The organism is Brevundimonas variabilis (assembly GCF_014199945.1).
GTDB lineage: Bacteria > Pseudomonadota > Alphaproteobacteria > Caulobacterales > Caulobacteraceae > Brevundimonas > Brevundimonas variabilis.
Genome location: NZ_JACHOR010000001.1, coordinates 569,780 through 581,945, shown reverse-complemented (window position 1 = coordinate 581,945; position 12,166 = coordinate 569,780). Strand labels below are relative to the sequence as shown.

General features: G+C 67.1%; 12 protein-coding genes and 1 pseudogene. 8 read left to right on the top strand and 5 right to left on the bottom strand.

The features are described from left to right. The first annotated feature begins 49 nt into the window (after nucleotides 1-49). Genes flgB through fliE form a run of 3 tightly spaced genes read left to right on the top strand, consistent with a single transcriptional unit; the run spans nucleotide 50 to nucleotide 1,205 of the window. On the top strand, nucleotides 50-460 hold the full coding sequence (gene flgB / locus GGR13_RS02805; protein WP_183211926.1) for a flagellar basal body rod protein FlgB: 411 nt from the start codon (nucleotides 50-52) through the stop codon (nucleotides 458-460). Between the two features lie 47 nt (nucleotides 461-507). Then, nucleotides 508-894, top strand: a complete 387-nt coding sequence (flgC, locus tag GGR13_RS02800) for a flagellar basal body rod protein FlgC (RefSeq protein WP_183211925.1) — start codon at nucleotides 508-510, stop codon at nucleotides 892-894. Between the two features lie 11 nt (nucleotides 895-905). Continuing rightward, the gene (fliE, locus tag GGR13_RS02795; RefSeq protein ID WP_183211924.1) at nucleotides 906-1,205 is read left to right on the top strand and encodes a flagellar hook-basal body complex protein FliE; all 300 of its coding nucleotides are present in this window, start codon (nucleotides 906-908) and stop codon (nucleotides 1,203-1,205) included. A 17-nt stretch (nucleotides 1,206-1,222) separates the two neighbouring features. On the opposite strand, the gene GGR13_RS02790 is transcribed toward fliE, so the two are convergent. Together GGR13_RS02790 and GGR13_RS16560 are read right to left on the bottom strand one after the other, a co-directional pair. Beyond that, on the bottom strand, nucleotides 1,223-2,290 hold the full coding sequence (locus GGR13_RS02790) for an acyltransferase family protein (RefSeq protein WP_343060295.1): 1,068 nt from the start codon (nucleotides 2,288-2,290) through the stop codon (nucleotides 1,223-1,225). Next, complete coding sequence (locus tag GGR13_RS16560) at nucleotides 2,232-3,287, bottom strand: prolyl hydroxylase family protein (RefSeq protein ID WP_246347641.1); 1,056 nt, start codon at nucleotides 3,285-3,287, stop codon at nucleotides 2,232-2,234. The genes GGR13_RS02790 and GGR13_RS16560 overlap by 59 nt, the downstream gene beginning before the upstream one ends. 124 nt (nucleotides 3,288-3,411) lie before the next feature. On the opposite strand from GGR13_RS16560, the gene fliQ reads away from it, so the two are divergent. The 5 genes and pseudogenes from fliQ (at nucleotide 3,412) to GGR13_RS02765 (ending at nucleotide 9,584) form a co-directional block, all read left to right on the top strand. Beyond that, entirely contained in the window at nucleotides 3,412-3,675 is a 264-nt protein-coding gene (fliQ, locus tag GGR13_RS02785; RefSeq protein ID WP_183211922.1) for a flagellar biosynthesis protein FliQ, read from the top strand. Between the two features lie 7 nt (nucleotides 3,676-3,682). Beyond that, nucleotides 3,683-4,444 (top strand): annotated as a pseudogene (fliR, locus tag GGR13_RS02780) (flagellar biosynthetic protein FliR); the annotation flags it as partial. 3 nt (nucleotides 4,445-4,447) lie between these two features. Further along, nucleotides 4,448-5,524: a flagellar biosynthesis protein FlhB gene (gene flhB, locus GGR13_RS02775; RefSeq protein ID WP_183212278.1), complete on the top strand. Its 1,077-nt coding sequence runs from the start codon at nucleotides 4,448-4,450 to the stop codon at nucleotides 5,522-5,524. 54 nt (nucleotides 5,525-5,578) lie between these two features. Continuing rightward, a complete protein-coding gene (gene cckA, locus GGR13_RS02770) occupies nucleotides 5,579-7,615 on the top strand; it encodes a cell cycle histidine kinase CckA (RefSeq protein ID WP_183211921.1) in 2,037 nt (678 codons plus the stop codon). A gap of 130 nt (nucleotides 7,616-7,745) precedes the next feature. After that, a complete protein-coding gene (locus GGR13_RS02765; protein ID WP_183211920.1) occupies nucleotides 7,746-9,584 on the top strand; it encodes a DUF885 domain-containing protein in 1,839 nt (612 codons plus the stop codon). A 16-nt stretch (nucleotides 9,585-9,600) separates the two neighbouring features. Here GGR13_RS02765 and GGR13_RS02760 read toward each other — a convergent pair whose 3' ends face one another. The 3 genes from GGR13_RS02760 to GGR13_RS16555 are packed head-to-tail and all read right to left on the bottom strand — an operon-like array spanning nucleotide 9,601 to nucleotide 12,030. Beyond that, nucleotides 9,601-10,566: an NAD(P)/FAD-dependent oxidoreductase gene (locus GGR13_RS02760; RefSeq protein ID WP_343060282.1), complete on the bottom strand. Its 966-nt coding sequence runs from the start codon at nucleotides 10,564-10,566 to the stop codon at nucleotides 9,601-9,603. Next, nucleotides 10,515-11,657 (bottom strand): DUF1176 domain-containing protein, encoded by a 1,143-nt coding sequence (locus GGR13_RS02755; RefSeq protein WP_183211919.1) that lies wholly within the window; start codon nucleotides 11,655-11,657, stop codon nucleotides 10,515-10,517. The genes GGR13_RS02760 and GGR13_RS02755 overlap by 52 nt, the downstream gene beginning before the upstream one ends. 31 nt (nucleotides 11,658-11,688) lie before the next feature. After that, a complete protein-coding gene (locus tag GGR13_RS16555) occupies nucleotides 11,689-12,030 on the bottom strand; it encodes a hypervirulence associated TUDOR domain-containing protein (RefSeq protein ID WP_246347640.1) in 342 nt (113 codons plus the stop codon). Nucleotides 12,031-12,166 lie beyond the last annotated feature (136 nt).

Below are 12,166 nucleotides of genomic sequence, written 5' to 3'. Positions count from 1 at the left end.
TCGCGTTGAGATAAGGCTTCATTAACCATGCAGGCGGCATTTTCTGCCTATGGGCTTTGCCGATATCCCGCTGCTGAACCAGATCAAGGGTCGCATGACCTGGCTGGACGCGCGTCAGCAGGTGGTCGCCCAGAACGTCGCCAATGCCGATACGCCCGGCTATGTGGCCCGCGATATCAAGGCCCCGACGGACTTTGCCAGAGCCCTGCGCGAAGGCGGCGGCCTGACCATGGTCCGAACCAGCGCCGCCCACCTGCCGTCCGCCAATGGACCCGTGGCCCGGTTCAAGTCGGACAAGACGCCTGATTCGGAAACCACGCTCGATGGCAACTCGGTCGTGGTCGAGGAACAGATGCTCAAGATGGCCGAGAGCCGCATGGCCTATGACGCGGCCATCAGCATGTACACCAAGTCGATGGACATGATCCGCCTCGCGACGCGCAAGCCGAGCGCAGGCTGAGGGAGGCCTGACCGATGCCCCAGTCGATACCGCCCAGAAACGACGCCATGGCTGTCGCCGCCAGTGCCCTCAAGGCGCAGCAGAGCCGGATGCGGATCATCGCCGAGAACATCGCCAACGCCGAATCCACGGCACGCACGGCGGGGGGTACGCCCTATCGCCGCCAGATCCCGGTGTTCGAGGCCCGCAACGTCAACGGCGCAACCGGTGTCGCCATGGCCGAGGTCCGGCCTGACCAGGGCGACTTCCGTCAGGACTACGACCCGTCCCACCCGGCCGCCAATGCCGAGGGCTATGTGCTGCGGCCCAATGTCGACACCCTGATCGAGGCCATGGACATGCGCGAGGCGCAGCGGGCCTATGAGGCCAATCTGAACGTGATCGAGACGGCGCGGACGATGGCCAGCCGCACCCTCGACATCCTGAAACGCTAGGAGTCCGGCGCATGAACCCGATCATGGCGGCCAAGGCCTATGCGGCGGTCCAGGGGGGCGGCATGGCCACCGGCGCGGGCGCACCCGTGGCCCAGCCCGGTTTTGGCGAACTGCTGCAGAATGTGATGGCCGACACGGTCCAGTCCTCGCGCGCCGCCGAGACCCAGATGGGAATGGCGATCCAGGGGCAGGGGTCCATGATCGACGTGGTCACTGCGGTCTCCAGTGCCGAGGCGTCCCTGCAGACGGTGGTGGCCGTGCGCGACCAGGTGATCTCCGCCTACCAGGAGATCATGCGGATGCCGATCTGACGCCTTTGGACGTCTGTTCAGCCTTCGAGCGAGACGACAGGCCCGACTCCGACCGCCGGGCGTGACCGACGCCGGTTCAGCCAGGCCTTGATCCGGGTCTGCAGCGGGTCGTCGATCAGGACGTGGAACACCCAGGCGAAGATGAACGCTGCCGCCACGCCCAGACCCCAGATCACCCACTGAACCGGCTCGGACAGACCGAGCCGGGCAATGGCGACATTGGCAACGCCGAACCACGCGATGCGGACCACCTCATTGGTGATGAACATGGCGAAGGACACGACGGCAGCCTTCTCGACCCATTTCGACGGCCGGGTCACCGGCACGGCCCCGGCGGCCAGGATGATCAGGGAGATCAGGGTCAGGGAGATCAGGGCGTGCTTGTCGAAGGCCTGCACGATGGCCAGGGCGACGGCTGCGCCGATCCCGATCCATGCGGCCAGCTTCGGAGCCACGAAGACCCGTTCCGAAAACACGGCCAGCCCCATGCCCAGCACGAACAGCGGGAGGGCGCGCAAGAAGCCGTACGTCAGGGGCATCTGGTAGACCGGATAGTCCAGAAGCAGCCAGGTCAGGGCGTTGGCCAGAAGATAGACGCCGACGACGATGGCCAGCGCATGCCACGGCCCCAGCCGCAGCAGGCCGCGCAGGATCCAGGGGAAGGCCAGGTAACAGCCGATCAGCGCCGAGACCGACCAGCTGGGCGCGTTCCAGCCCAGACCGCCGGGGATGCCGAACGACTGGACCAGCAGCAGCTGGGCCGGCAGCTGGTCCCAGCGGAACCATTCTGGATTGCGGGGCGCGAGCCCGAAGGCTCCGCTGACGACCACAAGAGCCACGAGGCCCAGGCCCATGATCAGATGGGCCGGATAGACCCTCAGGACACGCTTGGCGAAGAAGTCTCCGGCCCCCATCCGCCCGGATCCGATGGCCGAGCCATAGACCCGCATCAGCACATAGCCGGAATCGATCAGGAAGAAATTGGTCAGCAGGAACCCGCCCCGCTCGAACACCGGATGGACCAGTTCAGCCAGCGGATGGGGGCCTGCCGCCTGGAAATGGTGCAGGATGATCAGCGACGCCACGATGAACCGCAGGGCATCCAGCCAGCCCCCGCGCGCGATGGGCGGTGTCTCGTTTCGGGTCGAAATTGCTGTCCAGGCCATGGCTCAAGCCCTCCCAGGCCCGTTTCAGCCCGGATTTCGCAAGGACCGCGCCAGAGCCCTCAGTCGCGCGGGGCGGGGCGGGGCGCATCCATTGGGACAGTACCCATTTCTCGCCGCGGGTCGGCGGCAGGCCGGCATGGCGGGTGGACCGGTCGACCCCGCCCTGCGGCAGCGTATTGGCCCACATCAGGGCGTCGCCGCGGCGCGCGCGATGGCGGAGGCCTCCGCTCTCGAAGGCTGTTTCTCCACCCTCGAAATCGTCGTTCAGATACAGCAGCAGGGTGGCGATCCGCTGGCCGCGCGCCGCCAGGTCGCTGGCCTGGCCCGGGATGGCGGGATCCAGCCAGTCGACGTGCCAGTCGAAGGTCTCGCCGACGCCATAGCGCAGCACCTGACTGGGCTCGAGGCCGGTCACCGGCAGCCCGGCGGTGCGGGCGATCCGCTCGCGCAGCAGGACCAGCACCAGGTCAGTGGTCTCGAGGTTGAAGGCAAAGGCGCTGTTGCTGCGATGGCTTGCCACCCGACCCCGCCCGGTCGTCGGGTCATAGACCTGGGCCCGTGCCAGGCGCGGCCGAGCAAGATCGATCAGGTGATCGCATAGGGCCGGTGAGACGAAACCGGAGAGGCTCAGGACATGGGGTCGCTCCGACACCACAGTCCAGGGCGGTGGCGTGAGCCAGGCGGTCAGGTCGACGGCCCCGCCTGCAGGCGCGAGCAGGGTCTTCTGGAACACGGCATCGCGATCACCCGTGGCGGCGGCCTGATCCAGGCGGCTCAATGCCTCGGACCAGTCCTGCGGTCGGCCGAGCCCCAGGCCGCACAGGACGGCCAGCCGCAGGGCCGCGGCCCCGTCGCCGGCATCGGCCGCGCGGCTCAGGCCGGCGATATCGGTCGGGTCGATATCCATGGCATTCATCCGGCCTGTCTAGCCCGCGAAAACATCCAGTGGGAGATGGCGTTTCCCTAACCTCGCATTAACCACGCTCCCGGCATTTTCTGCCTGGTTTCCCGGCCAGGGTTGGCCGGAGCGGGAGTGTGCGATGAACGGTGCCGAAGTTCTGGATGTGGGTCGTGATGCCCTCTGGCTGACGATCCAGCTGTGCGCGCCGGTGCTGCTGGTGGGGGTCGTGGTCGGTGTGGGCATCGGCCTGTTCCAGGCCCTGACCCAGATCCAGGAACAGACCCTGATCTATGCGCCCAAGATCATCGCCATCTTCATCTCCCTGCTGCTCTTCCTGCCTCTGATGGGGGCCCTGCTGGGCAGCTTCATGACATCGATCGCCGCCCGCATCGCAGGCATGTAGGGCCGCCGTGGAGCCCTATGCCACCGCCGATCAGGTCTGGGCCGGCGGGCTGATCTTTGCGCGGATTGGCGCGATCCTGCTGAGCCTTCCGGGGATCGGCGAGAGCTATGTGCCCGCGCGCATCCGGCTGGCGCTGGCCCTGGTGGTGTCGCTGGCCCTGTGGCCGGTGATCGGCGCGGCCCTGCCCGCCCTGCCCGAGACGGTCGGCTCCATGGTCGGCTGGATCCTGCGCGAGGTGATCACCGGACTGGCGATCGGGGCCCTGCTTCGGATGTTCACCTCGGCCCTTGCCGTGGCGGGCGAGATCGTGTCGCTGCAGACAACGCTCAGCTTTGCCCAGACCACCAATCCGCTGCAGGCGGCACCGGGCACGACCATCGCCGCCTTCCTGATGCTGCTGGGGACGGTGCTGATCTTTGCGACCAACACCCATCACCTGTTCATCGCCGGTCTGGTCGGGTCCTACACGCTGGTGTCGCCGGCTCAGCCGCTGATCGCAGCGGACTTCACCGAGATGGCCATCCGCACCGTCGGTGACGCCTTCATGCTGGGGGTCCAGCTGTCGGCCCCGGTGATCGTCTTTGCCCTGATCTTCAACCTGGCCTCGGGCCTGGTGGGGCGGGTCATGCCGCAGTTCCAGATCTTCTTTGCTGCTGCACCGCTGAGCGTCATCCTCGGCCTGTCGGTCTTCGCCCTGTCGCTGGGCGTTCTGGGCACCGTTTTCATCGACCGCTACCGGGCCATGGCCCGGGTGTTTGCGGCAGGGGCAGCCTTGGCTGAAAAACCCGATCCCGAGTCCCAAACAGAAGAGGCCTCCCAGAGGAAACTCGACGAGGCCCGCAAGAAGGGCGATGTCGCCAAGTCACCGGACGTCGCCCAGGCCCTGTCGCTGATGGGGGCCACGGCCGTGATCGTCTTCGGAGGCAGCTATTTCGCCAACCAGATGGCCAAGGACCTGTTGCCCTTCATCGCCTCCCCCCACGCCATGATCGGCGGGCTGGAGGCCGGGGCCGGGGTCGAGCTGGCCGGTATTGCGCTGTGGGCGATGGCCCCCTGCCTCGGGGCGGTCATGCTGGCCACCATCATCGGCGGCGTCTCAGGCAATGTCGGCCAGAGCGGCCTCATCTTCAGCGCCGAAAACCTCAAGCCCAAATGGAGCAAGGTCAATCCGATCGCCGGCTTCAAGCGCATCTTCGGCCCCGATGGCCTGATGCAGTTCGGCCAGACCCTGGCCAAGCTGATCGCGGTCGGCGTGATCTGCTGGATGGTCCTGAAGCCGCACCTGCGCGAGTTCGAGAACATGGCCGCGATGAGCCCGGCGACGATCCTGCCGCTGGCCCGCGACATGATGATCGCCCTGATGTCCGCGACCCTGGTGTTCCTGGGGCTGACGGCGGGCGGCGATTACCTCTGGCAAAGGATCCGGTTCGCCAAACGGCAGCGCATGACCAAGGAAGAGGTCAAGGAAGACTACAAGCAGACCGAGGGCGACCCGCACATCAAGGCCAAGCTGAGACAGATCCGCATGCAGCGGTCACGCCAGCGGATGATGCAGAATGTCCCCAAGGCCACCGTCATCGTCACCAACCCGACCCACTACTCGGTTGCCCTGCGCTACGAGCCGGACCAGGGCGACGCGGCCCCCGTCTGCGTGGCCAAGGGCGTCGATGCCCTCGCCCTGCGCATCCGCGAGGTGGCCCGGGATGCCAAGGTGCCGATCGTCGAGAATGTGCCGCTGGCCCGCGCCCTCTATGCGGCCGTGGACATCGACGAGACGATCCCGCGCGAGCATTTCGACGCCGCCGCCAAGGTGATCGGCTTCGTGATGCAGAAGCGGAAACGCCGGTGACCGACGCTGCAAGGGAAAATGGCGTATGCTGAGCGAACCGATTCGCGAGGGTTCATGAGCGACACCGCCCGGCGTCTTCCGCTCGATCCGCTGATGGTCACCATGACCCTGGGCTTCGCCGTGGCCGTCGCCGCCCTGGCCTGGCCGGCGTTCCGGGCCAGCCCGGTGTCGGCCCCGGGCATGATCCTGCTGGTCACCGTCGCCATCGTGGCCCTGGTCGGCCTGTTCGCCTTCGGGCGGGCGGATGCCCGTCAGCCGGCGGGCGATGTGGCGGTCGAGATGCTGGATGCCATGGCAGAGCCTGCCGCCCTTGTCTGGGCGTCGGGGCAGGTCCTGGCCTACAACGGCGCATGGTCCGAGCAGAACGGGGCCACGGTCGCCCTGCCCAAGGGGCGTTCGGCCCAGGCGCTTTACATGGCCTTTGCCCAGGCCCGGCGGGGCTATCAGGGACGCGCCATCATCGTCGTCGGCGAACGCGAGACCGAGATGCTGATCGGCCTGGCCGGCAAGGGACGGTTTCTGGTCCGGGAAGCCCCCGAGGTCATCGTGCCGACACCCGTTGTCACACGCACCTACGTCGCGGCGTCCGGTGAGGGCCGGGCCATGGCCGCAGGCGCGCCGTTCGGTTCAGCGGTGATCGCAGGAGACGATATCTTCGAGGGCATGGTCGAGGAGGCCAATCCGGCGCTTGCGGTCCTGACGGGCCCGGCTGCTGCCCGGGATGCGGACTTTGGCCATCTGTTCGAGCCGAACGGAGTCATCGAGGCCCGCGCCCGAATGGAAGCCGGATCGACCGGACCGATCGAGCTGGTGGCCCGCGCGCATCCCGATCGCAGCCTGCACCTCTATGTGGCCCCCGAGGGCGACAAGCGCAGGGTCTGGCTGTTCGATGTCTCGATCCAGAAGTCGATGGAGCTCCAGCTTTCCCAGGCCCAGAAGATGCAGGCCGTGGGCCAGCTGGCCGGCGGCGTTGCCCACGACTTCAACAATCTGCTGACCGCGATCCAGTTGCAGCTGTCCGAACTGCTGGAACGGCATCCGGTCGGGGACCCGTCCTACGAAGGTCTGAACCAGATCCGCCAGACCGGCATCCGCGCCGCCGATCTTGTGCGCAAGCTGCTGGCCTTCTCGCGCAAGTCGACCGTCCGGCGCGAGCGGCTGGACATGGGCGAGCTGATCGGAGAGTTCGTCGTCCTTCTTGGCCGCTTGCTGCGCGAGGATGTGCGCCTGGAGACCGTGTACGGACGCGACATGCCGGTCGTGCTGGCCGACAAGAGCCAGCTCGAAACGGCCGTCATGAACCTGGCCGTCAACGCCCGCGATGCCATGCGGGGCGTGGTCGAGCCGGGCGCGGCCGTGGTCACGATCCGCACACGAAGGCTGACGGCCGACGAGGCGCGCGGGATGGGCTGGCGGGATGCGCCTTCCAAGGACATCGCCCTGATCGAGGTGTCCGACACCGGCCCCGGCGTCCCGCCCGAACTGCTGGACAAGATCTTCGAGCCCTTCTTCACCACCAAGGCCGTCAACGAGGGCACGGGCATGGGCCTGGCCACCGTCTATGGCATCGTCCAGCAGGCGGGCGGCCATATCGGTGTCACGAACCTCGAGGGTGCCGGCGCAGCTTTCCGCATCTTCCTGCCCGCTGCAACGGAAGCCGAACTGGTCGAGGTGGCTCCGGCCGAGGTCAAGGCCAAGGCCGTTCCGCGCGACCTGTCGGGGGCCGGTCGCATCCTGTTCGTCGAGGACGAGTCCGCTGTGCGGATCATCGCCGCCAAACTGCTGCGCCAGCGCGGCTATGAGGTCATCGAGGCGGCCGATGGCGAGGAGGCCCTGGCGCTGGCCGAGGAATGGGCGGGCCAGATCGACATGCTGATCAGCGACGTCATCATGCCGGGGCTGGACGGACCGAGCCTGTTGAAGAAGGCACGGCCGTTCCTGGGCGACGCGCCGGTGATGTTCATTTCCGGCTATGCCGAAAGCGACTTCTCGGACCTGCTGCAGGACGAGTCGGGCGTCTCCTTCCTGCCCAAGCCGCTGGACATCAAGACGCTTGCCGAGCGTGTGAAGCAGGAACTGCGCCCGGACTGAACCGGCAGATTGCACGCAGAATCCCGCTTGCCGGGGTCAGTGCGCCCATCTGACGCAAATGTAACGGACCGGGGCTTGCGGATCGCGGGCGGTCGGTGATTGATGCGGCACCGTTTTGGGGAGAGCCGCCATGATCGACCGTCGCCGCCTGTTGTTTACCGCCGCAGCCGGAGCCGGGCTTGCCGCCACCGGCCAGGTCTTCGCCCAGACCTCGGCGCCTGCAGCCGGATCGGCCTCGGCCACGCTGGCGGCGCTGATGGACCGGATCGTGCAGGAGTCGCTGATGACGTCTCCCGAGATCCTGACGTCGCTGGGTCTCGACAAGGGGCCGGCCGCGCCGATGAAGGCCATGCTGGATGACCGCTCGCAGGCCAAGATCGACGCCGACAAGGTCGTCTTCCGCAAATCCATCGCCGACCTGAAGGCGATCGACCGGTCGGCCCTGACGGGCGACGACGGTGTCTACTACGACACCCTGGAGTTCTTCGGCGACACGGCGATCAGTGGATACGCCTTCCCCTATGGCGGTGGCGGTCCCTATGGCGCGACCTGCTATACCGTCAGCCAGCTGACCGGCTCCTACCAGAGCCTGCCGGACTTCCTCGACACCCAGCATTCGATCGAGACGGCCCAGGACGCCGAGGCCTATCTGAGCCGGGTGTCGGCCTTTGCCACCGCCCTGGATCAGGAAACGGCCCGGATGGAGCGTGACTTTGCTGCCGGAGCCATCCCGCCGGACTTCATCATCGACAAGGCCCTGCTGCAGATGGCCAATCTGACCGGCACCCCGGCGGCCGAGATGGTGCTGACGGCCTCGGTCGCGCGCCGGACCGCAGAGAAGAACATCCCGGGCGACTGGGCAAGCCGCGCCGAAGCCATCGTCTCGGGCGAGGTCTATCCGGCCCTGCAGCGTCAGGCCGACGCGCTGAAGGCCCGCCGCGCCGAGGCGACCCACGAGGCCGGTTGCTGGCGCCTGCCCGATGGCGATGCCTTCTACGAATACGGCATCAAGAGCTACACGACGACCACGCTGAGCGGCGACGAGATCCACCGCATCGGTCTGGACCAGCTGGCCGAGCTGTCGGCGAGGGCGGATGTCCTGCTCAAGGCCCAGGGCCTGACCCAGGGCTCGGTCGGCGACCGGATCGCCGCCCTCGGCAAGATGCCCGAGCACCTCTACGACAACACTGACGAGGCCAAGGAGCAGCTGCTCCGGGACCTGAACGACCAGATGGCCGATATGGCGCGCCGCCTGCCGCAGTATTTCGGTCGCATTCCGACCTCGACGGTCGAGATCCGGCGCGTGCCCAAATTCATCGAGGCGGGGGCACCGGGCGGCTACTACAATGCGCCAACGCTGGATGGCTCACGACCGGGGGCCTATTACATCAACCTGCGTGACACGGCAGAGTGGCCGCGCTTCCAGCTGCCGACCCTGACCTATCACGAGGCGTCGCCCGGCCATCACCACCAGATCGCCCTGCAGCAGGAGAAGCCGGGCACGCCCCTGCTGATGAAGGTGCTGGGTTTCTCGGCCTATTCGGAAGGCTGGGCCCTGTATTCCGAACAGCTGGCCGACGAGATGGGGGTCTACGAGGGCAATCCGGTCGGCCAGATCGGTTATCTCCAGTCCCTGATGTTCCGGGCCACCCGGCTGGTGGTCGACAGCGGCATGCATGCCAAGCGCTGGAGCCGCGAGCGCGCCATCGACTTCATGCGCGACGCCCTGGGAGATGCCGAGAGCGCCGTCACGACCGAGATCGAGCGCTACTGCGTCTGGCCGGGCCAGGCCTGTTCCTACAAGCTGGGCCACAACAAATGGGTCGAACTGCGCGAGGCCTCGAAGGCGGCGCTCGGCGACCGGTTCGACATCCGGGCCTTCCACGACATCGGCCTGGGCACCGGCGGCGTTCCGCTGACCGTGCTGGACAAGGTCATGACCGAATGGACGGCGTCGCAGAAGGCGTAAGACGGGACGTCCGGACCTAGACCGTCTGGCCGTCTGCCTTCCGCAGGCGGTTGTGGATGTCGGTCGCGGCCAGCGCTGCGTCCGACGTCGCGACCGCGATCTGGTTCAGGCCCTTGACCACGTCTCCGGCGGCATAGAAGCCCGGGATGCTGGTGGCGCTGTGGGCGTCGACCTTGAGCAGATCGTCCTCGGTCAGGGCGACGGACAGCTCCCGGGCGAGGTCGGCATTCGGCGTGGTGCCCAGTGCCGAATACAGCAGGTCGAAGGCATGGCGGCCGCCGCTCCAATTCAGCGCCGTGATCCGGTCCTCGCCGATTTCCACAGCCTCGATGGCGCACTCGACAAGCCGGACACCCAGCCGATCGAGGGCCTCGCGCTCCGTCAGGGCATCCGGCGGGCCGACGTGGATCAGGGTCACGCGGTCCGTATAGGTGCGCATGAAGGCCGCCTCGCGGATGCCCCGGTCATCCCGGCCGATGATGGCGACGCTTTTGTCGATGGCCTCATAGGCATCGCAGATCGGGCAGATCCGGACGAGCGACCGCTTGATCGCGTCCTCGACGCCCGGCAGGTCGGGGTGGTGATCGACGACTCCGGTGGCCAGCAGGACCGCACGCGCCCGAATCTGCCGGCCGTTCATCGTGGCGACAAAGCCGTCGCCATCGCGTCGGATCGCCTCCACACAACCCGCCTCGATGACGGCTCCGTACTCGAGGGCCTGGTCCCGCATCCGTTTCAGGATGGCCTCGCCGGTGATGCCTTCCGGAAAGCCCGCCATGTTGTGACTGACCGGGATCCAGCAGGCCCGGGGCGGACCGCCGTCCGCGACCAGCACACGTCGCCGAAAGCGCCCCAGATAGGTCGCCGCCGTCAGTCCGGCCGGACCGGCTCCGACGATCAGGACATCGGGATGATCGTCCGGGCCGAAGCTCATCGCGTCCGCCAGACTGTTGGCCAGAGCGTGGATGGCATCCCCCAGCACTCGCCCATGAAGGTCTCGCGGGTCAGCACAAAGGCGTCGCCTGTCCACACCCAGCTCTGGATCGTCCCGCAGTCGCCGATGCCGCGCGCGCGCGGGAAGTGGCGCAGGCTGTTGGTCGCGGCATCGAAGACCGGATTGACCAGACCATCTCCGCCGATATCGCCTTCTGTCCGCTCGCGGGGCTCCCAGCTCGGGAAGTCGGCCTTGCGCGGGTTCGATCCGTCAGGGCCGGTCAGGTAGAAATCGTACATGGCATTGTAGGCGCCGGCATCGCAGGGCACGCCCCACAGCTTCGTGTCGGGCGACAGTCGCGCGGCCAGCACGGCCTTCTGCAGGTATGGGCTGAACGCCGTATCGGCCCGGCACTGTTTCACCTCAGGCAGGGCCTCGATCGCGGCCGGGAGGGTCAGGCCGGCCTCGGCACCCTCTTCGCCGGGGTCGCTGGCACGCGCAAAATCGCCTTGATCGACAGGGGTCGCTGCGACCACGCGCGGCAAGTTCGGCGCAGGCGGCACGGTCGATGCCGGACGATCGCCGCCTCGGATCAGGGCCGCGGTCGTGTTCAGTCTGCCCTGTCGCTCGTCGATCCAGAGCAGGGCCGCAGAGGCCCCTGCGGTCGGCAAGGCCGATGCCGCCTCGTCCGTTCCGATCGCAAGTGCGCGAGCCGACGCCAGACGGCGAAGCGTGTCACGGACGGCGTCGTCCGGAACGACATGGCTCCGTGTCTCGCTGCTGCCCGGGCTCAGGGTCTGGCGTTCGTCATCAAGGGTCAGGGTCAGCACACCGTCCGTCCCGTCGTCGGAAAAGGGTGACCCTCCGACGAGGACCTCGGGCGACGCCTCGGGCCCCGCCATTTGCCGCACCATCAGCCAGCCGCCCGCGTCGGTACCGGTGTAGGCGAAACAGGTATTTCCGTTGTCGCACGCAGCATACCAGTCCCGGAAAGATCGGGTTTCGGGACGAACGGCGAGTCCGGGCTGTGCCTGAACGCCGGCCGACGGGCCTTCGGCCGCGATCACGGGCCCTGCCTGGCCCTCACCCTCATTGCAGGCGACCAGACCATACAACGCCACGAGCGCAAGAACACGCATCACCACCCCCGACATTCCCAACCTCTGCCCATCAGGCCTTGTGCAGCGCGTCCGGCTTGTGTGCGGCGCGAGCCCCGGTCTTATCGCTCTCGACAAGATATTCCGGATTGTCCGGCGACGCTGCAACCTTGTGCCCCTTGATCGACGCCGGCTTCGTCAGCTTGCGGACCACCTTGCCCCGGGTCGTGCCCTGGCTGTGTTCCCATTCGACGGTGTCACCCGCCTTGAAGGTCTTTCCGGTCAAGTCCGCTCTCCTGTTCATGGCATCGGGACCATCAAGGACCAGGCGCATCAGCGTCGGATCGATGATGATCGGAATCTCGCAAAAGGCCAGGATCCATCGCTGGACCAGCGCCTCGGTCTCTTCGGTCATAGGCACGCAAGCTCGTATTGAGCCCTTCCGCACCAGAGAATGCATCGGACGCCCCGACGTTCAGCTTGACCGCAGGCGGCTTTTGCGAGGCACGGTTAATCGACGATCGTCGCCCTTTGCGCATCGTCGCCGGGGT